The following is a 19,661-nucleotide window of genomic DNA, read 5'->3' as shown; positions in this document are numbered from 1 at the left end:
TGCGTGGCGGCTCGGCCGCCTGCGGGCTCGTCGGCGCGCTCAGCGCTCGGTGAACTCGGGGTTCCAGCGGCCGGCGTCGGCGCCGTCGCCGACGCGGTTGCCGGACAGCGGGATCACCTTGCCGCCGTCGAGGCCGATGAGCACGAGCCGGTTCTTGTACTCGTTCTTCTGGCAGACCCCGGGGTCGCAGCCCCAGGCGATCAGCCGCTCGTCGTCGGCCCAGGCGAGGAGCTGCTGGCCCGGCACCTTCGCGACGCGCTTGCCCGTGCGGGAGTCGAGCACCTCGGAGGCGATCTCATCGCCCTCGCCGGCGAAGTCGCCGCCGACCAGCCGGCCGTTCGGCGACAGCCCCGCCTCCGGGAACGACACGTGCTTCTCCGGCGCCGGCCGCTCGGCCTTCGTGCCCGACAGGTCGTAGTAGAGGCGCCCGGGCTCGTACGGCCAGTGCTCCCACAGGAGTTCGCCGTCGCTGTTCCAGCGCAGGTCCTCACGGCCGGTCATGCCGGGCATCCCGTGCTCGGGGTCCTCGACGAACGGCAGCGCGCGGTAGGCGGCGTCGCCGGAGGCGACGTCGACGACGTAGAAGCCGGTACGGGCGCGCTTGGCGCCGGGCACCTTGTCCTCGTTCATCCAGTACGAGGCGTCCTTGAAGCGGTGGTCGGGGTCGTGGGAGTACGCGGTGGCCAGCAGCCGTTCGCCGTCCGGCGAGAACTCCACCGCGCCGACGCCCTCGCCGTCGAGCGGGATCCACCGGTCCACCTCGCCGGTGGCCAGGTCCAGCAGCCCGATGCGGTCGGCGGGCAGGTCCCTTTCGAGCACGGCCGCGGTGCGCATCCCCGGGGCGACGTCGATCCAGGCCCAGTCGGTCTCCTCGTACCGCCCGGTCTCCGCGTCGTACAGGCGCCACTTGCGGCTCGCGACGGCGTCGCCGCCGGGCAGCTTCTCCGTCTCGAAGGTGTACCACGAGGACACGGCCAGGTCGCCCGCCGCGATCAGCCCTCGCGGCGGCGACTCCCCCGGCCGCCCGATCACGTCCTCCTGCGGGACCGTGGCCGACTCCCCCCCGCCCGAGCCGGGCACGGCCAGCGGCACGGCGACGGCCACCGCGACGACGGCGGCCACGGACGCCACGGCGCCGGTGAGGCCCTTCACCCGGCGCCGCCGCCGCGTCCTGAGCACCCGCCCCGCGAGCCCGGGGGCGGGACGCGCGTCGGACTCCGCCATGTGGTGCAGCGAACGGCGCACCAGTTCCTCGACCTTCACGACGTGACCTCCGTCAACTGCTCTTCGCGTACGGGTTCCGGGGTGCCGGGCGGGCCGAGGGCGAGGGAAGCCAGCTCCGGGGACATCGCGCGCAGCTTGTCCAGCGACCGCCGGGTGGTGCTGCGCACGGTGCCGACCGAGCAGCCGAGGAGCGCGGCGACGTCGGCCTCCGGCAGATCCTCGTAGTAGCGCAGCACGAGCATCGTGCGCTGTCTCGTGGTCAGCCGGCGCAGCGCCCGCGCCATGACGATGCGCAGCTCCGCGTCGTGCACGGGGTCGCCGCCGGCCGCCGCCCTGCCAGGCTCCGGCGGCTCGGCGACGACCTGCTCACGGGACCGCCAGCGCAGCCGCCAGCGGCTGATCTGCTGGCGGTAGAGCACCTGGCGGACGTACGCCTCCGGCTCGTCGATGCGCTGCCAGCGCCCCGCCGCCTTGATCAACGCATTCTGCAGCAGATCCTCGGCGGCACCGCGGTCGCCGCCGCTCAGCAGCAGCGCGGTCCTGAACAGCACACTGGACCTGGACTCCACGAATTCGTGGAAACCGGCCTCGCTCGCGGCGTCCATCTCCCCTTGCCCCTCCCTCGTCCCGGGTCACCCTGCCCCTGTAGACGCCTCCCGCGTACCGCCGCTATGCGTCGGGATACGAAAAGTCCGCCGCGCACGGCGACTTGCCGTGCGCGGCGGACTCCTGCGGGTCCCCGGAGGCGGATCCGGCGGTACGAACCGGCCGCCCCGCGTCAGTCGTTGGCGTGCAGCGCGGCGTTCAGCCCGCCCCACGAGCCGGAGCGCTGGCGGGCCTCGACCGCGCCGGTGGTGGAGTTGCGCAGGAACAGCAGGTTGCTCGCGCCGGACAGCTCGCGGGCCTTGACCACGGCGCCGTCCGGCAGCGCGACCTTCGTACCGGCGGTGACGTACAGACCGGCCTCGACGATGCAGTCGTCACCGAGCGAGATGCCGATGCCCGCCTGGGCGCCCAGCAGGCAGCGCTCGCCCAGGGAGATGACGTCCTTGCCACCGCCGGAGAGCGTGCCCATGATCGAGGCGCCGCCGCCGACGTCCGAGCCGTCGCCGACGACGACGCCCGCGGAGATCCGGCCCTCGACCATGGACGTGCCCAGGGTGCCGGCGTTGAAGTTGACGAAGCCCTCGTGCATGACGGTGGTGCCGGAGGCGAGGTGCGCGCCGAGACGGACGCGGTCGGCGTCGCCGATGCGGACGCCGGAGGGCAGCACGTAGTCGACCATGCGCGGGAACTTGTCGAGGTGGCTGACCTGGAGATGCTGCCCGGCGGCGCGGACCGCGAGGCGCACCTCCTCGATCCGGTCGGCGGGCACGGGGCCGTGGGAGGTCCAGGCGACGTTGGCCAGCAGGCCGAAGACGCCGTCGAGGTTCTGCCCGTGCGGACGGACCAGCCGGTGGCTGAGCAGGTGCAGCCGCAGGTACACGTCGTGGGCGTCGGCCGGCTTCTCCTGCAGCGAGGAGATCACCGTGCGCACCGCGACGACCTCCACCCCGCGCCGCGGGTCGGGGCCCAGCGCCGCCCGCGCGGACTCCCCGAGCAGCCCGGCCGCGCGCTCGGCGGTCAGCCGCTCGGTGCCCGCGGGGCCGGGGTCGTCGGCGAGCGCGGGGGCGGGGAACCAGGTGTCGAGGACGGTGCCGTCGGGGGTGACGGTGGCCAGGCCGGTGGCCGCGGCGCCGCTGGGGAGGGTGGTGGAGGTCGCTGCGTCGGTCATACCCGAACGCTAACCGCCGCCCGGTACGGGAGGCGAACCGGTCCGCATGGCGACACGGCCGGCCGGAGCGGGCGGGAGAGGCGGCCCGGCGCACCGGGCCGCCCCCAGGTCCGTACGGGCCCCCTGTCCCGCGCGGCCTTCGCCCCCGTAGGTCACCGGGCCCTCAGGGCCGTACGCCGTCGTCGTCCACCAGCGCGGTGCTGACGACCGCCGTGCTCGTCACCACGTCGCCCTTCTTCCACTCCTGCCCGTCCCCCGCCCCCGACAGCCCCAGATCGTCGGTGGCGACGGACCGGGTGCCCAGGTAGGTGTACTTCTCGGGGTCGATCAGCATCTCGTCGCGGACCGGCATGTCGTCCGGATCGGGGTCTACGGAGAACGCGAGGGCCGGCCGGCCCGCCGCGTCCTTCACGGTGGTGTCCGCGACCCGCAGCCCCGGAATCGTGGCCATCGCCTCGTAGACGCGGGACTGGCCGACGGGATGCGTCGGCACGGTCCCGGCCAGCAGACTGAGCGACCCGAAGTTCCAGTCGGCCAGATCGGCGTCGCTGCGCCCGGCGCCGGGGTTCTCGCTGTCGGGGCGCTCGCCGCTCTCGGGGTAGAACCAGCGGGCCTTCTGCAGCACCGCGTCGGTGTCCTCGGGCAGCGCGGCGAGGTACTCGAAGCCCTCCCTCGGCGAGTGGTCGTCGCCCTCGTTCCAGTTCTCGAACTCCGGGTCGGCGTATGCGTGCCAGTCCTCCGTCGTGGCCGGGGATTCGCCGGCCGGGTCGGTGAACCCGATGCTGACCTCCCGTACGTACACCCAGTCCCCCTCCTCCGGTTGCGGCACCGGATCCGCCGCCACCACGACCGCGGCCTTCTGCAGCAACTCCGACGCCTTGCCCGGCGCCGTCGGCGTCGCCGTCCTCATCTGCGCATCACCTGCCGCCGCCGGGGCGCCCTCGCCGCCGCCCGTGCCGCCGAGGCTCGTCGCCAGCAGTGCCACCGCCGTGACGCCCGCGGCCACCGCGCCCGACACCACGCGCCAGTCGCCCGGCGCCGGCATTCGCCGGCGCCTGCGCGCGCCGGCGGCGTCGAGCAGCCGGCGGCGGCCGGGAGCGAGCCGCTCGCGGCCGGGGGCCGGCGCGTCGGCGCGCCATTCGCGCAACTTCGACATCTCATCCATGGGTTGCCGCCTCCGGTGCGTCGTGGGTGGAGTGGGGATCGGGCCCGACGGCCGCGCGGACCTTGCGCCGGGCCCGGCTCAGCCGGGAGCGCACGGTGCCGACGGGTATGTCCAGCGCCTCGGCGACCTCCGCGTAGCTGAGGTCGGCCCAGGCCACCAGCAGCAGCACGTGCCGGTCGCCGGCCGCCAGCGCGGCGAGCGCGCCCGCGAGCGGCGCGTGCGCGGCCTCGGCGACGAGCCGGTCGTCGGCCTCGTCCACCCAGGAGTGCGCCACCGGGTCGACGCCGGTACGGGCCAGGGCGCGCAGCCCCCGTACCTCGGCACGGCGGTGCCGGCCGATGAGGTTGGCGGCGATGCCGTAGAGCCACGGCCGGGCGCTGGAGCGGCCGGTGTCGTAGCGCGCCCGGGCGCGGAACGCGGCCAGGAAGGTGTCGGCGGTGATGTCGTCCGCCGCGCCGGTCCCGAGCCGGCGGGCCGCGTAGCGGTGTATGGCGGGCGCATACCGGTCGTACAGCTCGGCGAACGCCTCGGGCCGGTCCAGCGACTCCTCGATCACGGCGGCGTCTCCGTCGACGAGCGGCGAGACGTCCTGCGGTGGTTCCACAAATCTCTCCGTGATGTCGTGCGGTGGGTCGATCACTATGGGCGGTCCCCGATCGAAAAGGTGTGAGCGGAGTGCTGTCACCTTCTTGTTGCCCGATCGCCCCGAACGCGTTCTCACCACTTTTTGCGGCCGTTCACCGGCCGGGCTCCGCCGGAGTCGCGGAGTCCCGGAGACGCGAAAAGCCCGCCCCGGGTGGTCCGGGGCGGGCTCTTGCACGGATGTCACACGTTGAAGCCGAGCGCGCGCAGTTGCTCGCGGCCTTCGTCGGTGATCTTGTCGGGGCCCCACGGGGGCATCCAGACCCAGTTGATCTTCAGGTCGTTGACGATGCCCTCGGTGGCGGCCTTCGCCTGGTCCTCGATCACGTCGGTCAGCGGACAGGCCGCCGAGGTCAGCGTCATGTCCAGGGTGGCGATGTTGCCCTCGTCCACGTGGATGCCGTAGATGAGGCCGAGGTTGACGACGTCGATGCCCAGTTCGGGGTCGACCACGTCGTACAGCGCCTCGCGGATCTCGTCCTCCCCGGCCGGCCCGGTGCCGGCGGCGGTGGTGTCGGCGTCCGTCGTGCCGGTGTCCGTCGTGCTGGTATCCGTCATGCTGCGGCCTCCTTCAGCGCCTGGGCCGTGGCGTCTTTCCACGCCATCCAGGACAGCAGGGCGCACTTCACGCGCGCCGGGTACTTCGAGACGCCGGCGAACGCGACCGCGTCCTCCAGCACCTCCTCCATGGCGTCGTCCGGCTCGATCCTCCCACGCGACTGCATCAGCTCCAGGAACCGCTCCTGGATCCGCTGCGCCTCGGCCAGCTCCTTGCCCACCAGCAGCTCGTTGAGCACGGAGGCGCTGGCCTGGCTGATGGAGCAGCCCTGGCCCTCGTACGAGACGTCCTCGACGGTCCGTCCGTCGAGCTTCACCCGCAGCGTGATCTCGTCGCCGCAGGTCGGGTTGACGTGGTGCACCTCGGCGTCGCCGTCCCGCAAGCCCCGCCCGTGCGGGTGCTTGTAGTGGTCCAGGATGACGTCCTGGTACATCGAATCGAGCTTCACGCTGTTCCCACGCCCTTCAGCCGAAGAAGTTCCGGACGTACTCCAGGCCGTCGATCAGCGCGTCGACCTCGCCCGGGGTGGAGTACAGATAGAACGACGCCCGCGTGGTCGCAGGAATTCCGTACCGCAGGCAGACCGGCCGCGCGCAGTGGTGGCCGACCCGGACCGCGATGCCCTGCTCGTCGAGCACCTGGCCGACGTCGTGGGGGTGGATGTCGCCGAGCGTGAAGGAGATCGCGGCGCCGCGGTCCTCGGCCGACGTCGGGCCGATGATCCGCAGGCCGGGGACCTCCTGGAGCCGCCCGAGCGCGTATTCGGTGAGGGCGCGCTCGTGCGCCTCGATCTGCTCCATGCCGATGCCGCTGAGGTAGTCCACCGCGGCGCCGAGGCCGACGGCCTGGGCGATCGGCGGCGTACCGGCCTCGAACTTGTGCGGCGCCGGGGCGTAGGTCGAGGAGTGCATCGAGACGGTCTCGATCATCTCGCCGCCGCCGAGGAACGGCGGCAGGTCGTCCAGCAGCCCCTTGCGCCCCCAGAGCACCCCGATGCCGGTGGGTCCGGCCATCTTGTGCCCGGTGAAGGCGACGAAGTCGGCCTGCAGCGCCTGCACGTCCAGCGGCATGTGCGGGGCGGCCTGGGAGGCGTCGACGACGACCAGCGCGCCGACCTCCTGGGCGCGCCGGACGATGGCCTCGACGGGGTTGTGCGTGCCGAGGATGTTGGAGACCAGTACGAAGGAGACGACCTTCGTCTTCTCCGTGATGACCTCGTCCAGGTCGCTCAGGTCGAGGCGGCCGTCGTCGGTGAGGCCGAACCACTTCAGCTTCGCGCCCGTGCGCTGCGCGAGCAGCTGCCACGGGACGATGTTGGAGTGGTGCTCCATCTCCGTGATGACGATCTCGGTGTCGCGGTCCACGCGGTACGGCTCGTCGGCGAAGCCGAGCATGTTGGCCACGAGGTTCAGCGACTCCGAGGCGTTCTTGGTGAAGACCACCTCGTCCCGGCTGGGCGCGTTGACGAAGGCGGCGACCTTGTCACGGGCACCCTCGTACAGCGCCGTGGCCTCCTCGGCGAGGACGTGCACGCCGCGGTGGACGTTGGCGTTGTGCCGCTCGTAGTACGCGTTCAACGCGTCGAGCACCTGGCGCGGCTTCTGCGAGGTCGCCGCGTTGTCCAGGTACACGACCTTCTGCCCGTCGTGGACCGTGCGGTCCAGGAGGGGGAAGTCCTTGCGGATCGCCTCGGTGTCGAGGAGGCCCGGCAGTGGGGTCACGCGGATGCGCCGCCCTTCACATAGGCTGCGTAGCCCTCTTCCTCCAGCTTGTCCGCCAGCTCCGGGCCGCCGGACTCGGCGATCCGGCCGCCCGCGAAGACGTGCACGTGGTCGGGCTTGATGTAGCGCAGGATGCGGGTGTAGTGGGTGATCAGCAGGGTGCCGACCTCGCCGCTCTCGCGGATCCGGTTGACGCCCTCGGAGACGATGCGCAGCGCGTCGACGTCCAGGCCGGAGTCGGTCTCGTCGAGGATCGCGATCTTCGGCTTGAGGAGTTCGAGCTGCAGGATCTCGTGGCGCTTCTTCTCACCGCCGGAGAAGCCCTCGTTGACGTTGCGCTCGGCGAAGGCGGGGTCGATGTTCAGCCGCTCCATCGCCTCCTTGACCTCCTTGACCCACGTGCGGAGCTTGGGGGCCTCGCCGCGGATGGCGGTGGCGGAGGTGCGCAGGAAGTTGGAGACGGTGACCCCGGGGACCTCGACCGGGTACTGCATGGCGAGGAAGAGGCCGGCGCGGGCGCGCTCGTCGACGCTCATCTCCAGCACGTCCTCGCCGTCGATGGTGACGGTCCCGGAGGTGATCTGGTACTTGGGGTGGCCGGCGACGGAGTACGCCAGGGTGGACTTGCCGGAGCCGTTGGGGCCCATGATGGCGTGAGTCTCGCCCTGCTTCACGGTCAGGTCGACGCCCTTGAGGATCTCCTTCGTGGCGTTGTCGGCCTCGACGGAGACGTGCAGGTCGCGGATTTCAAGCGTTGCCATGGTGCCTTCAGGACTCCTGGGTGACGGAGACGAGCACGTCGTCCCCTTCGATCTTGACGGGGTACACGGGGACGGGGCGCGTCGCGGGCAGCCCGGAGGGCTTGCCGGTACGCAGGTCGAAGGTGGAGCCGTGCAGCCAGCATTCGATCTGGCAGTCCTCCACCTCGCCTTCGGAGAGCGAGACGTTCGCGTGCGAGCAGATGTCGTAGATCGCGAACACCTCGTCCCCGGTGAGCACGACCGACACCGGCGTGCCGCCGAGGTCCACCCGCTTGGGGATGTCCTCCTCCAGCTCGCTCAGCGCACAGGCGCGGACGTACGTCGCGTTGGTCGTGTCGGTCATGCCACGGACGCCTCCAGCTCGGCCTCGATCTTCTCGATCAGGCGCTGCTCGACGTCCTCGATGCCGATCTGCTGGACCAGCTCGGCGAAGAAGCCGCGGACGACCAGCCGGCGGGCCTCGTCGGCCGGGATGCCGCGGGCCATCAGATAGAAGAGCTGCTCGTCCTCGAACCGGCCGGTGGCCGACGCGTGGCCCGCGCCGACGATCTCGCCGGTCTCGATCTCCAGGTTGGGCACCGAGTCGACGCGGGCGCCGTCGGTGAGCACCAGGTTGCGGTTCAGCTCGTACGTGTCGGTGCCCTCGGCCCGCTTGCGGATCAGCACGTCGCCGATCCACACGGCGTGCGCGTCGGCGCCCTGGAGCGCGCCCTTGTACGCCACGTTGCTCCGGCAGTGCGGGGCGTCGTGGTCGACGAACAGGCGGTGCTCCTGGTGCTGGCCCGCGTCGGTGAAGTACAGCCCGTACAGCTCGGCCTCGGCGCCCGGGCCCGCGTAGTGCGCCCGGGGGTGCAGCCGGACCAGGTCGCCGCCGAAGGTGACGATCACGGACTTGAAGCTGGCGTCCCGGCCGATGAGCGCGGACTGCTGCGCGACGTGCACGGCCTCGTCGGCCCAGTCCTGCACGGAGACGACGGTGAGCTTGGCGCCGTCGCCGAGCACGTACTCGGTGTTCTCGGCGAGCACCGCGTCGCCGGTGTGGTCGATGACGACGACGGCCTCGGCGAAGGCGCCCAGCTCGATGAGCTGGTGCCCGTACGAGACGCCGCCCTCGCCGTGCACCGAGACCCGGATGGGCTCGGTGAGCTGCGTGTCCTTGGGCACGGTCACGACCGTGGCCTTCTCGAACGAGGAGTACGCCTGGGCGGCGATCCGGTCCACCGGGGTGCCGGCCCGGCCCAGCCGCGCGTCGTCGCGGCCGACGGTCTCGACGGTGACGCCGTCGGGCGCGGTGATGGCCGTCTTGGGCTCGCCGGTGGCGGTGGCGCTGCCGTCGTGCAGGCCGCGGGTCCGCTCCAGCGGGGTGAAGCGCCACTCCTCCTCCCGGCCGTGCGGGACCGGGAAGTCGGCCACGTCGAAGGACGGCGGGGCGCTCATCCTGGTGGCGACGGTGGACTCGGCGGCCACCGCGATGCTTCCGGCGGCGGTGGAGCCGGCCGGGATCTTCTGGGCGTCGGCCATGACTGTTCTCGTACTCGCTTTCTCGGGAATCGTCTCGAAGGCTGTTCCGGCCTGTGGGGCGTACGGCGGTCGGCTAGCCGACCGCGCCTTCCATCTGCAGCTCGATCAGCCGGTTGAGCTCCAGCGCGTACTCCATCGGCAGCTCCTTGGCGATCGGCTCGACGAAGCCGCGGACGATCATCGCCATGGCCTCGTCCTCGGACAGGCCGCGCTGCATCAGGTAGAAGAGCTGGTCGTCGCTGACCTTGGAGACGGTCGCCTCGTGGCCCATCGTCACGTCGTCCTCGCGGACGTCGACGTACGGGTAGGTGTCCGAGCGGGAGATCGTGTCGACGAGCAGGGCGTCGCAGAGCACGTTGGACTTCGAGTTCTCCGCGCCCTCGCCGATCTCGATCAGGCCGCGGTACGAGGTCCGCCCGCCGCCCCGCGCCACCGACTTGGAGACGATGTTGGACGACGTGTTCGGCGCCATGTGCACCATCTTGGCGCCGGCGTCCTGGTGCTGGCCCTCGCCGGCGAAGGCGACGGAGAGCGTCTCACCCTTGGCGTGCTCGCCCATCAGGTAGATCGCCGGGTACTTCATGGTGACCTTGGAGCCGATGTTGCCGTCGACCCACTCCATGGTCGCGCCCTCGTAGGCCACCGCGCGCTTGGTGACCAGGTTGTACACGTTGTTCGACCAGTTCTGGATCGTGGTGTACCGGCAGCGGGCGTTCTTCTTCACGATGATCTCGACGACCGCGGAGTGCAGCGAGTCCGACTGGTAGATCGGCGCGGTGCAGCCCTCGACGTAGTGCACGTACGCGCCCTCGTCGACGATGATCAGCGTCCGCTCGAACTGGCCCATGTTCTCGGTGTTGATCCGGAAGTAGGCCTGGAGCGGGATCTCGACGTGCACGCCCTTGGGGACGTAGATGAACGAGCCGCCGGACCACACCGCGGTGTTGAGGGAGGCGAACTTGTTGTCACCGGGCGGGATGACCGTGCCGTAGTACTCCTTGAACAGCTCCGGGTGCTCCTTGAGCGCCGTGTCGGTGTCCAGGAAGACGACGCCCTGCTCCTCCAGGTCCTCACGGATCTGGTGGTAGACGACCTCCGACTCGTACTGCGCGGCGACGCCGGCGACCAGGCGCTGCTTCTCCGCCTCGGGGATGCCGAGCTTGTCGTAGGTGTTCTTGATGTCCTCCGGCAGGTCCTCCCAGGACTGGGCCTGCTTCTCGGTGGACCGGACGAAGTACTTGATGTTGTCGAAGTCGATGCCGGAGAGGTCGGAGCCCCAGGTGGGCATGGGCTTCTTGCCGAACAGCCGCAGGCCCTTCAGCCGGGTCTTCAGCATCCAGTCGGGCTCGGACTTCTTGCCGGAGATGTCCCGGACGACGTCCTCGGACAGGCCGCGCTTCGCCGCGGCGCCGGCCGCGTCGGAGTCGGCCCAGCCGTACTCGTAGCGTCCCAGTCCTTCGAGCTCGGGATGCTCCGAGGAAGCGGTCTCGATGGGCGCAGTCATGCGGGGTTCCTCCCGGATGTCGGTGGCTGCCTGCGAGCGTGGTGCCCGCGGATTTCGGGGACGAACGTCGTACACACCCCGTCGCCGTGGGCGATGGTGGCCAGACGCTGCACATGGGTGCCGAGCAAGCGGGAGAAGACCTCGGTCTCCGCCTCGCAGAGCTGCGGGTATTGCTCGGCGGTGTGCGCCACCGGGCAGTGGTGCTGACAGAGCTGCTCGCCGGGGGCTCCGGGCGCGCTGCGCGCGGTGGCAGCGTACCCGTCCTCGGAGAGCAGCCGGGCGAGGGCCTCGACCCGGCTCTCGGGGGGCATGCCGGCCAGCTCCGCGGCGTACCGCTCGGCCTGCTCGGCGACCCGGTCGCGGGCGAAGGCGGCGACGGCCGCCTCGCCCCGCACGCCGCCGCCCGCGCTCTGGGCGATCCAGCGCAGTGCGTCGGCGGCGAGCTGATCGTACGCCTGGTCGAAGGCGTCGCGGCCGCAGTCGGTCAGGGCGAAGACCTTGGCCGGCCGACCGCGTCCGCGGGTCCCGTAGACCCGCTGATCGCGGGGCTCCACGATGCCCTCGGCGACGAGCGCGTCGAGGTGCCGCCGGACGGCGGCGGGGGTGAGTTCGAGCCGGTGGGCCAGGTCGGCGGCGGTCGACGGGCCGTGGTCCAGGATGGAGCGGGCCACGCGGTTGCGCGTCCCGTCACCGGGCACGGCTGCACCGGCGGCCGGCCCGGCCGCCTGGTCCTTCGCCGCGCTCCCACCCGGGTCCACGTTTTTCACAACGCCATTGTTGCTTAATTCGCCGGGATGCGACAAGCCGGGTCTCGATCACCGTGCGGTGGAATGCATCACTTAGGGTTACCTAAGTTCCGTACGGGCTCCGCCCACCCCCTGGCGTGAACCCTCCCGGGGTGGCGCCGGCCGGGCCCGCGGGCTCTTTAGACTCGCACTCATGCAACAGCCCTCCACCGACGCGGCCGTCGCGGTGTCCGGCCTCGTCAAGCGGTACGGCGAGAAGACCGCCGTGGCCGGGCTCGACCTGACCGCCGCCCGCGGCGACGTCACCGCCGTCCTCGGCCCCAACGGCGCGGGCAAGACGACCACCGTCGAGATCTGCGAGGGCTACCGCCGCCCGGACGCCGGCACCGTCCGCGTCCTCGGCCGCGACCCGCTCGCCGACGCCGCCGAGCTGCGGCCCCGCGTCGGGGTGATGCTGCAGTCCGGCGGCGTCTACCCCGCCGCCCGCGCCGAGGAGATGCTGCGGCACATCGCCCGGCTGCACGCCCACCCCCTCGACGTCGTCGCGCTGATCGAACGGCTGGGCCTCGGCTCGTGCGGGCGCACCCCCTACCGCCGGCTCTCCGGCGGCCAGCAGCAGCGGCTCGCGCTGGCCATGGCCGTCGTCGGCCGCCCCGAGCTGGTCTTCCTCGACGAGCCGACCGCGGGACTCGACCCCCAGGCCCGCCGCGCCACCTGGGAGCTGATCCGCGAGCTGCGCGCCGACGGGGTGTCCGTGATCCTCACCACCCACCACATGGACGAGGCGGAACAGCTCGCCGACAAGGTCGCGATCATCGACGACGGCCGGCTGCTGGTCGAGGACACCCCGGAGGAGCTGTGCCGCGGCGGCGCGGAGAACACCATGCGCTTCACCGGCCGCCCGGGGCTCGACCTCGGCTCGCTGCTCAAAGCGCTGCCCACGGAGACCGCCGCGCTGGAGCTGGCCCCGGGCTCGTACCGGATAAGCGGCGAGATCAACCCGGAGCTGCTGGCCACGGTCACGACCTGGTGCGCGCAGAACGGGGTGCTGCCGGAGCAGATGACGGTGGAGCGGCGCACGCTGGAGGACGTCTTCTTGGAGCTGACGGGAAAGGACCTGCGCGGATGAGTGCTCGGCAGGCGGGTACCGGCGTCTACGCGCCGCGTCCCGGGGCGGCGCCGCTGCCCCGCATGGTCGCCGCGCAGGCAGGGCTGGAGACCCGGATGCTCCTGCGCAACGGCGAGCAGCTGCTCCTCACCATGATCATCCCGGCGGTGCTGCTGCTGCTCTTCAGCACGGTCGACGTCGTCGACACCGGACCCGGCCAGCGCGTCGACTTCCTCGCGCCCGGCGCCATGGCGCTCGCCGTCCTGGCCACCGCCTTCACCGGCCAGGCCATCGGCACCGGCTTCGACCGCCGCTACGGCGTGCTGAAGCGGCTCGGCGCCTCGCCGCTGCCGCGCGCCGGGCTGATGACGGCGAAGGCGGCGGCGGTGCTGGCCACGATCGCGCTGCAGCTCGTCCTCCTGACCGCCATCGCGCTGGCCCTCGGCTGGTCGCCGCGGGGCGGGGCCGGCGGTGCGCTCGCCGTGGTGCTGCTCGTCGCACTGGGCACGGCCGCGTTCTCCGGCCTGGGTCTGCTGATGGCGGGCACGCTGCGCGCCGAGGCGACGCTCGCCGCGGCGAACCTCGTCTTCGTCCTGCTGCTGGTGGCCGGCGGCGTGATCGTGCCGCTGGAGAAGTTCCCCGACGGCGCCCGCGCGGTGCTCGACGTGCTGCCGGTCGCGGCCCTGTCGGACGGACTGCGGGACGTCCTCCAGGACGGCGCCGGCATGCCGTGGGGCGACCTGGGGCTGCTGGCCGGCTGGGCGGTGCTGGGACTCGCGGCCGCCGCACGGTTCTTCCGCTGGGAGTGACCCGGCGCCGAGCGGCGGCGACGGGCGTACGGGAAGGTCCGCCTCACCCCTCGTGAAACCGCGCACAAGGGGCGGCATACGATAGGCGCCGTGCAGAACCCCCTCGCCCACATCGCCGAACGCTGGACCCCGACGCAGAAGACGGTCGAGCGCGCGACGCTCGCCGCACTGCTGATGAGCATCCTCATCGTCGTCACCGGGGGCGCCGTCCGGCTGACGGGCTCCGGGCTCGGCTGCGACACATGGCCCAAGTGCTCGAACGACAGCCTGCTGGCGACGTCCGAGATGGGCATGCACGGCGCCATCGAGTTCGGCAACCGGCTGCTCACGTACGTGCTGTGCGCCGCCGTCGGCTGGGCCATCGTCGCCGCCCGCGCCACCAAGCCGTGGCGCCGCGAGCTGACGCGGCTGGGCTGGGTGCAGTTCTGGGTGGTCATGGGCAACGCCGTCCTCGGCGGCGCCGCGGTGCTCACCGAGCTGAACCCGTACACCGTCGCCGCGCACTTCCTGCTCGCCACCGGGCTGATCACCATCACGTACCTCACCTGGCACCGCGCCCGCGAGGGCGACGGCGGGCCCGACCTGCTCGTCGGCGCCGTGGTGCGCCGGCTGACCCGGGCGCTGGTGGCGATGTCCGTCCTGCTGCTGGCCGCAGGCACCGTCGTAACCGGCACCGGGCCGCACGCGGGCGACTCCAGCGACGTGCCCCGGATGGGGTGGATCAGCTGGGACCACGCGGCGAAGCTGCACTCGTTCACGGCGTGGGCGGTGGTCGCCCTGACGATCGCGATCTGGGTGACGCTGAAGCTCGTCGACGGCCCGCCCGGGCCGCTGTCCCGCACCCGGGACCTCTTCTGGGTGCTGATGTCGCAGGCCGTCGTCGGCTACGCGCAGTACCTGACGGACGTGCCCGAATTCCTGGTCATGATCCACCTGTTGGGTTCGACGCTGGTGTGGATCGCGGTGCTGCGGGTGGTGGTCTCGCTGCGGCACCGGCCGGAGACCGTGCCCGCGGAGGCCCCGCCGCCGGCGGTGCCGGCGGGGGCACGGCCGGTGGGGTCCTCGGCCCCGTAGGCACCGCCGGCGAGGGCCCGCGGCGCCGGCGGGCGCTCCGCGGTCAGCCGGGCTTCTCGTCCGCCCCCGGCTTCTCGGTCGTCGTGTCCTTGGCGGTCTGCGGATCCTTCCCGTCGCCGCCGTCCGCGGCTGAATCGGCCTCGGCGGCCTCGGCGGCGGTGTCCGCACCGCCGGACTCCGCGGCGGCGTCCCCCGCCTCCGGCTCGCTCTCGGCCCCCGGCTCCGGCTCCGGCTCCGGCCGCGCAACGCCCGGGTTCGGCCCGCCGCCCACCTGCATTCCGGCCATCCGCGTCCACTCGTACGGGCCGGTCCGTACCCCCGCCGCCAGGTCGCCGTCGAAGTTCTCCTGGAGCGCCACCCCCGCGGCCTCGGCGGCCGCCGTCGCGCTCCCCATGCTCGGCGCCACCAGGTCGCCCCACGTACCGTCCGCGCCGACCAGCACCAGCCGGGCGCCCGGTTCGCCGAGGTAGGCGACCTGCCCCCGCGCGCCGCCGTGGCGGCCGGCGAAGGACTCGATCTGCCGGGTGAGCTTGCGGGTCCTGCGGTCGTCGTCGCTCATGCCGCAGATGCTACCCGCCGGTAAGTCGGCGCAGGAAGGGACTCAGCGCAGGAAGGGGTCCACGGCCACCGCGATGAACAGCAGCGACACATAGGTGATGGACCAGTGGAAGAGGCGCATCTCCTTGAGCTTCGCGCCCACGACCCCGCTCTTCGCCCGCCGCAGCAGTCCGTGCGCCTCGCGCAGCCACACCGCGCCGAGCACCGCGGCCACCACCGGGTAGAACCAGCCGGTGTAGCCCAGCGGCCACAGCAGCAGGGAGACGGCGACCATCACCCAGCTGTAGGCGACGATCTGCCGCGCCACGACCTTGTTCGATGCCACCACCGGCAGCATCGGCACCTTGACCCGTGCGTAGTCGTCCTTGACCTTCATCGACAGCGGCCAGTAGTGCGGCGGCGTCCAGAAGAACATCACCAGGAAGAGGATCAGCGAGGCCCAGGAGACGGAGTTCGTCACCGCGGACCAGCCGATGGCGACCGGCATACAGCCGGCGATGCCGCCCCAGACGATGTTCTGCGAGGTGCGCCGCTTCAGCAGCATCGTGTAGACGAGGACGTAGAAGAGGTTCGCGCCCAGGGCGAGCGCCGCCGACAGCGGGTTGACGAGTGTGGCGAACCACACCGTGGAGACCACCGTCAGCGCCAGGCCGAAGACCAGCGCCTCGGCCGGCCGGACCATGCCGGTCACCAGCGGCCGCTGTTCCGTGCGGTGCATCAGCGCGTCGATGTCCCGGTCCAGGTACATGTTCAGCGCGTTGGCACCGCCGGCGGAGAGGTAGCCGCCGATACAGGTGGCGAGCACCAGCCACAGGTCGGGCACGCCCTCTGCGGCCAGGAACATCACCGGAACGGTGGTGATGAGCAGCAGCTCGATGATGCGCGGCTTGGTCAGCGCCACGAACGCCTTGACCCGGGCACCGGTCGGCCGGTGCGCAGTGCCCTGCCCGAGTACCCCTGCGGGTCGGGATTCGACGGCCGTCACGGACACCTCTGCTCGCGGTCAAGGGATTTCTGTACGTCGTCACTGTAGACGCTGCGTATCGGCCCCCCGCGCGGGGGGTGCCCCGTGTTGGGGCGGTACGCAGCGGCCCCCGGGCGGGCGCGCGGGACGCCGTCCGGCAGGCGCAACCGGCCCGGCAACGGCAGTCTGGATACCAGCGGGATAGGCTCGAAGGCGCCCGGTGCTTTCCGGTCGCCGGAGTTCCCGACCGTGGAGAGAGGAGCCCTGAACAAGGGTGAGCACGAAGCCGACCACCGACTTCGAGTGGAACGAACTGGACGACCGCGCGGTGGACACCGCACGCGTTCTGGCCATGGACGCCGTACAGAAGGTCGGTAACGGCCACCCCGGCACGGCGATGAGCCTGGCCCCCGCCGCGTACACCCTCTTCCAGAAGGTGATGCGGCACGACCCCGCCGACCCGCAGTGGACCGGCCGGGACCGCTTCGTCCTCTCCGCGGGCCACTCAAGCCTGACCCTCTACACCCAGCTCTACCTGGGCGGGTTCGGCCTGGAGCTGGCCGATCTGGAGGCGTTTCGCACCTGGGGCTCGAAGACCCCCGGGCACCCGGAGTACGGGCACACCGCCGGCGTCGAGACGACGACCGGGCCGCTCGGCCAGGGCGTCGCGAACGCCGTCGGCATGGCGATGTCCGCGCGCTACGAGCGCGGCCTCTTCGACCCCGACGCCGCCCCCGGCTCCTCCCCGTTCGACCACCACATCTGGGTGATCGCGGGTGACGGCTGCCTCCAGGAGGGCATCTCGCACGAGGCGTCCTCGCTGGCCGGCCACCAGAAGCTGGGCAATCTCATACTGCTCTGGGACGACAACCACATCTCCATCGAGGGCGACACCGTCGCCGCCGTCTCCGAGGACACCGTCGCGCGCTACGAGGCGTACGGCTGGCACGTCCAGCGCGTCGAGCAGAAGCCGAACGGCGACCTCGACCCCGAGGCGCTGTACCGGGCGTTCCAGGAGGCCAAGGCCGTCACCGACCGGCCGTCCTTCATCGCCGCCCGCTCGATCATCGCCTGGCCGGCCCCGAACGCGCAGAACACCGAGGCCGCGCACGGCTCGGCGCTGGGTGCGGAGGAGGTCGCCGCGACCAAGCGGGTCCTCGGCTTCGACCCCGAGCGGGACTTCGAGGTCGACGGCGACGTGCTCGCGCACGCCCGCGCGCTGGGCGCGCGCGGCGCGGAGGCGCGCGCCGCGTGGGACAAGCGGTTCGCCGACTGGCGGCAGGCCAACCCCGAGCGCGCCGCCGAGTTCGACCGGATCCGCGCGGGCGAACTGCCCACGGGCTGGGCGGACAAGCTGCCGTCGTTCCCGGCCGGCAAGGCCGTCGCCACCCGCAAGGCGTCGGGCGAGGTGCTGAAGGCGCTCGGCCCGGTGGTGCCCGAGCTGTGGGGCGGCTCGGCCGACCTCGCCGGGTCCAACAACACCACCATTCCCGGCTCGACCTCCTTCCTGCCCTCGGACAACCCGCTGACCGACGCCGACCCGTACGGCCGGACCGTCCACAACGGCATCCGCGAGCACGCCATGGCCGCCGCCATGAACGGCATCACGCTGCACGGCAACACCCGTGTCTACGGCGGGACGTTCCTGGTCTTCTCCGACTACATGCGCAACGCGGTGCGGCTGTCGGCGCTGATGCACCTGCCGGTGACGTACGTGTGGACGCACGACTCCATCGGCCTCGGCGAGGACGGCCCGACCCACCAGCCGGTCGAGCACCTGACGAGCCTGCGCGCGATCCCCGGGCTGAACGTGGTCCGCCCCGCGGACGCCAACGAGACGGTGATCGCCTGGCGCGAGATCCTGCGCCGCTACACCAAGGAGTACGGCGTCGGCGCCCCGCACGGCCTGGCGCTGACCCGGCAGGGCGTGCCGACGTACGAGGCGAACGACGACACCGCCCGCGGCGGCTACGTGATGTTCGAGGCCGGGGGCGCCGGCGGCGAGGACGCCGAGCCGCAGGTCATCCTCATCGGCACCGGCTCCGAGGTGCAGCTCGCGGTCGCCGCCCGCGAGCAGTTGCAGGCCGAGGGCGTGCCGACGCGGGTGGTCTCGATGCCGTGCGTGGAGTGGTTCGACGAGCAGCCGCAGGACTACCGCGACGCGGTGCTGCCGCCCGCGGTCAAGGCCCGGGTGGCGGTCGAGGCGGGCGTCGGGATGACGTGGCAGCGCTTCGTCGGTGACGCCGGACACGTGGTCTCCCTGGAACACTTCGGCGCCTCCGCCGATTACAAGGTCCTGTTCCGCGAGTACGGGCTCACCGCCGACGCCGTCGCCGACGCCGCGCGGGAATCCCTGCGGGCCGGAAGTCGCTGACGCATACAGACGAAACGATGTCAGGAGATGCAATACCGATGACCGACGCACTCGAGCGCCTCTCCGGTGAAGGCGTCGCGATCTGGCTCGACGACCTGTCCCGCAAGCGCATCACGTCCGGCAACCTCGCCGAACTGATCGACGAGAGCCACGTCGTGGGCGTGACCACCAACCCCACGATCTTCCAGAAGGCCATCTCGGCGGGCGACGGCTACGACGGCCAGCTCACCGACCTCGCCACCCGCCGCGTCACCGTCGAGGAGGCCGTCCGCATGATCACGACGGCCGACGTACGCGACGCCGCCGACGTGCTCCGCCCGGTGTTCGACGCCACGGAGGGCCTGGACGGCCGGGTCTCCATCGAGGTCGACCCGCGGCTGGCGCACGAGACGGCCGCCACCGTCGCCGAGGCCAAGCAGCTCGCCTGGCTGGTCGACCGGCCCAACCTGTTCGTGAAGATCCCCGCCACCCGCGCGGGGCTGCCCGCGATCACCGAGGTGCTCGCCAGGGGCATCAGCGTCAACGTCACGCTGATCTTCTCCCTGGAGCGCTACCGCGAGGTGATGGACGCCTTCCTCGCCGGCCTGGAGCAGGCGAAGGCCGCGGGCCTGGACCTGGCGGAGATCCGCTCGGTCGCCTCGTTCTTCGTCTCCCGCGTGGACACCGAGGTCGACAAGCGGCTCGACGCCCTGGGCACCGCCGAGGCGAAGGCGCTGCGCGGCAGGGCAGCCGTCGCCAACGCCCGGCTCGCCTACGAGGCGTACGAGGAGGTCTTCTCCTCGGACCGCTGGCTCGCGCTGGAGAAGGCCGGCGGCCACAAGCAGCGCCCCCTGTGGGCGTCGACGGGCGTGAAGGACAAGGCGTACAAGGACACGCTCTACGTGGACGACCTGGTCGCCCCGGGGACGGTCAACACGATGCCGGAGTCCACGCTGCACGCCGTCGCCGACCACGGCGGGATCGAGGGCGACGCGGTGCGCGGCACCTACACCGAGGCCCGCGCCGACCTCGACGCCCTGGAGAAGCTGGGCATCTCGTACGACGAGGTGGTCGGTCTGCTGGAGGACGAGGGCGTGGAGAAGTTCGCGAAGTCCTGGACCGACCTGCTCGACTCCACCCGGGTAGAGCTTGAGCGCCGTGCACCGAAGGAGGCGTAG

20 protein-coding genes are annotated in these 19,661 nt (G+C 71.9%); 5 read left to right on the top strand and 15 right to left on the bottom strand.

Annotation, left to right across the window (positions count from 1 at the left end; genetic code table 11):
* Positions 1-39: 39 nt before the first annotated feature.
* From ABGA99_RS33600 to ABGA99_RS33540, 13 genes are all read right to left on the bottom strand, one after another.
* Entirely contained in the window at positions 40-1,263 is a 1,224-nt protein-coding gene (locus ABGA99_RS33600) for a hypothetical protein (protein ID WP_347584111.1), read from the bottom strand.
* Positions 1,260-1,829 carry a SigE family RNA polymerase sigma factor gene (locus ABGA99_RS33595; RefSeq protein ID WP_347575631.1) on the bottom strand — a complete coding sequence of 190 codons (570 nt, stop codon included), beginning with the start codon at positions 1,827-1,829 and terminating at the stop codon, positions 1,260-1,262. The genes ABGA99_RS33600 and ABGA99_RS33595 overlap by 4 nt, the downstream gene beginning before the upstream one ends.
* Before the next feature lie 173 nt (positions 1,830-2,002).
* Positions 2,003-2,998 carry a 2,3,4,5-tetrahydropyridine-2,6-dicarboxylate N-succinyltransferase gene (gene dapD, locus ABGA99_RS33590; RefSeq protein WP_347584110.1) on the bottom strand — a complete coding sequence of 332 codons (996 nt, stop codon included), beginning with the start codon at positions 2,996-2,998 and terminating at the stop codon, positions 2,003-2,005.
* A 163-nt stretch (positions 2,999-3,161) separates the two neighbouring features.
* On the bottom strand, positions 3,162-4,163 hold the full coding sequence (locus ABGA99_RS33585) for a CU044_5270 family protein (RefSeq protein ID WP_347584109.1): 1,002 nt from the start codon (positions 4,161-4,163) through the stop codon (positions 3,162-3,164).
* Positions 4,156-4,767, bottom strand: coding sequence for a sigma-70 family RNA polymerase sigma factor (locus ABGA99_RS33580; protein ID WP_347575628.1), 612 nt, complete (start codon positions 4,765-4,767; stop codon positions 4,156-4,158). Before ABGA99_RS33580 ends, ABGA99_RS33585 begins: the two co-directional genes overlap by 8 nt.
* Before the next feature lie 221 nt (positions 4,768-4,988).
* Positions 4,989-5,363, bottom strand: a complete 375-nt coding sequence (locus tag ABGA99_RS33575) for a metal-sulfur cluster assembly factor (RefSeq protein WP_347575627.1) — start codon at positions 5,361-5,363, stop codon at positions 4,989-4,991.
* Positions 5,360-5,812 carry a Fe-S cluster assembly sulfur transfer protein SufU gene (sufU, locus tag ABGA99_RS33570; RefSeq protein WP_347575626.1) on the bottom strand — a complete coding sequence of 151 codons (453 nt, stop codon included), beginning with the start codon at positions 5,810-5,812 and terminating at the stop codon, positions 5,360-5,362. The genes ABGA99_RS33575 and sufU overlap by 4 nt, the downstream gene beginning before the upstream one ends.
* 16 nt (positions 5,813-5,828) lie before the next feature.
* Positions 5,829-7,085, bottom strand: a complete 1,257-nt coding sequence (locus tag ABGA99_RS33565; protein WP_347584108.1) for a cysteine desulfurase — start codon at positions 7,083-7,085, stop codon at positions 5,829-5,831.
* The gene (gene sufC, locus ABGA99_RS33560; RefSeq protein WP_101425178.1) at positions 7,082-7,846 is read right to left on the bottom strand and encodes a Fe-S cluster assembly ATPase SufC; all 765 of its coding nucleotides are present in this window, start codon (positions 7,844-7,846) and stop codon (positions 7,082-7,084) included. Before sufC ends, ABGA99_RS33565 begins: the two co-directional genes overlap by 4 nt.
* A 7-nt stretch (positions 7,847-7,853) precedes the next feature.
* The gene (locus tag ABGA99_RS33555; RefSeq protein ID WP_347584107.1) at positions 7,854-8,189 is read right to left on the bottom strand and encodes a non-heme iron oxygenase ferredoxin subunit; all 336 of its coding nucleotides are present in this window, start codon (positions 8,187-8,189) and stop codon (positions 7,854-7,856) included.
* On the bottom strand, positions 8,186-9,367 hold the full coding sequence (sufD, locus tag ABGA99_RS33550) for a Fe-S cluster assembly protein SufD (protein ID WP_347575623.1): 1,182 nt from the start codon (positions 9,365-9,367) through the stop codon (positions 8,186-8,188). The genes ABGA99_RS33555 and sufD overlap by 4 nt, the downstream gene beginning before the upstream one ends.
* A 73-nt stretch (positions 9,368-9,440) precedes the next feature.
* Positions 9,441-10,871 (bottom strand): Fe-S cluster assembly protein SufB, encoded by a 1,431-nt coding sequence (gene sufB / locus ABGA99_RS33545; protein WP_347575622.1) that lies wholly within the window; start codon positions 10,869-10,871, stop codon positions 9,441-9,443.
* A complete protein-coding gene (locus ABGA99_RS33540) occupies positions 10,868-11,629 on the bottom strand; it encodes a metalloregulator ArsR/SmtB family transcription factor (protein WP_347575739.1) in 762 nt (253 codons plus the stop codon). The genes sufB and ABGA99_RS33540 overlap by 4 nt, the downstream gene beginning before the upstream one ends.
* A gap of 181 nt (positions 11,630-11,810) precedes the next feature.
* On the opposite strand from ABGA99_RS33540, the gene ABGA99_RS33535 reads away from it, so the two are divergent.
* The 3 genes from ABGA99_RS33535 to ABGA99_RS33525 all read left to right on the top strand — a co-directional run bounded on the left by ABGA99_RS33535 (position 11,811) and on the right by ABGA99_RS33525 (position 14,608).
* Entirely contained in the window at positions 11,811-12,746 is a 936-nt protein-coding gene (locus ABGA99_RS33535; protein ID WP_347575621.1) for an ABC transporter ATP-binding protein, read from the top strand.
* Entirely contained in the window at positions 12,743-13,534 is a 792-nt protein-coding gene (locus ABGA99_RS33530) for an ABC transporter permease (protein WP_347575620.1), read from the top strand. The genes ABGA99_RS33535 and ABGA99_RS33530 overlap by 4 nt, the downstream gene beginning before the upstream one ends.
* Positions 13,535-13,624: 90 nt before the next feature.
* Positions 13,625-14,608 carry a COX15/CtaA family protein gene (locus ABGA99_RS33525; RefSeq protein ID WP_347584106.1) on the top strand — a complete coding sequence of 328 codons (984 nt, stop codon included), beginning with the start codon at positions 13,625-13,627 and terminating at the stop codon, positions 14,606-14,608.
* 43 nt (positions 14,609-14,651) lie between these two features.
* On the opposite strand, the gene ABGA99_RS33520 is transcribed toward ABGA99_RS33525, so the two are convergent.
* Positions 14,652-15,167 carry a hypothetical protein gene (locus tag ABGA99_RS33520; protein ID WP_347584105.1) on the bottom strand — a complete coding sequence of 172 codons (516 nt, stop codon included), beginning with the start codon at positions 15,165-15,167 and terminating at the stop codon, positions 14,652-14,654.
* Between the two features lie 42 nt (positions 15,168-15,209).
* Entirely contained in the window at positions 15,210-16,151 is a 942-nt protein-coding gene (locus ABGA99_RS33515; protein WP_347575617.1) for a heme o synthase, read from the bottom strand.
* Positions 16,152-16,404: 253 nt separating this feature from the next.
* Here ABGA99_RS33515 and tkt point away from each other — a divergent pair, with 253 nt between their 5' ends.
* On the top strand, positions 16,405-18,504 hold the full coding sequence (gene tkt / locus ABGA99_RS33510; RefSeq protein ID WP_347584104.1) for a transketolase: 2,100 nt from the start codon (positions 16,405-16,407) through the stop codon (positions 18,502-18,504).
* Between the two features lie 38 nt (positions 18,505-18,542).
* Positions 18,543-19,661, top strand: a complete 1,119-nt coding sequence (tal, locus tag ABGA99_RS33505; RefSeq protein WP_347584103.1) for a transaldolase — start codon at positions 18,543-18,545, stop codon at positions 19,659-19,661.

Source organism: Streptomyces sp. B5E4 (assembly GCF_039871555.1).
GTDB lineage: Bacteria > Actinomycetota > Actinomycetes > Streptomycetales > Streptomycetaceae > Streptomyces.
This window is presented reverse-complemented; position numbering and strand designations above follow the sequence as displayed.

Bases quoted from the DNA above. Each gene is read 5' to 3' on its own strand.
- ABGA99_RS33585 (WP_347584109.1), bottom strand. From the start codon at position 4,163: ATGGATGAGATGTCGAAGTTGCGCGAATGGCGCGCCGACGCGCCGGCC.
- sufB (WP_347575622.1), bottom strand. From the start codon at position 10,871: ATGACTGCGCCCATCGAGACCGCTTCCTCGGAGCATCCCGAGCTCGAA.
- sufC (WP_101425178.1), bottom strand. From the start codon at position 7,846: ATGGCAACGCTTGAAATCCGCGACCTGCACGTCTCCGTCGAGGCCGAC.
- ABGA99_RS33595 (WP_347575631.1), bottom strand. From the start codon at position 1,829: ATGGACGCCGCGAGCGAGGCCGGTTTCCACGAATTCGTGGAGTCCAGG.
- tal (WP_347584103.1), top strand. From the start codon at position 18,543: ATGACCGACGCACTCGAGCGCCTCTCCGGTGAAGGCGTCGCGATCTGG.
- ABGA99_RS33575 (WP_347575627.1), bottom strand. From the start codon at position 5,363: ATGACGGATACCAGCACGACGGACACCGGCACGACGGACGCCGACACC.
- ABGA99_RS33535 (WP_347575621.1), top strand. From the start codon at position 11,811: ATGCAACAGCCCTCCACCGACGCGGCCGTCGCGGTGTCCGGCCTCGTC.
- sufD (WP_347575623.1), bottom strand. From the start codon at position 9,367: ATGGCCGACGCCCAGAAGATCCCGGCCGGCTCCACCGCCGCCGGAAGC.
- ABGA99_RS33555 (WP_347584107.1), bottom strand. From the start codon at position 8,189: ATGACCGACACGACCAACGCGACGTACGTCCGCGCCTGTGCGCTGAGC.
- ABGA99_RS33530 (WP_347575620.1), top strand. From the start codon at position 12,743: ATGAGTGCTCGGCAGGCGGGTACCGGCGTCTACGCGCCGCGTCCCGGG.
- ABGA99_RS33520 (WP_347584105.1), bottom strand. From the start codon at position 15,167: ATGAGCGACGACGACCGCAGGACCCGCAAGCTCACCCGGCAGATCGAG.
- dapD (WP_347584110.1), bottom strand. From the start codon at position 2,998: ATGACCGACGCAGCGACCTCCACCACCCTCCCCAGCGGCGCCGCGGCC.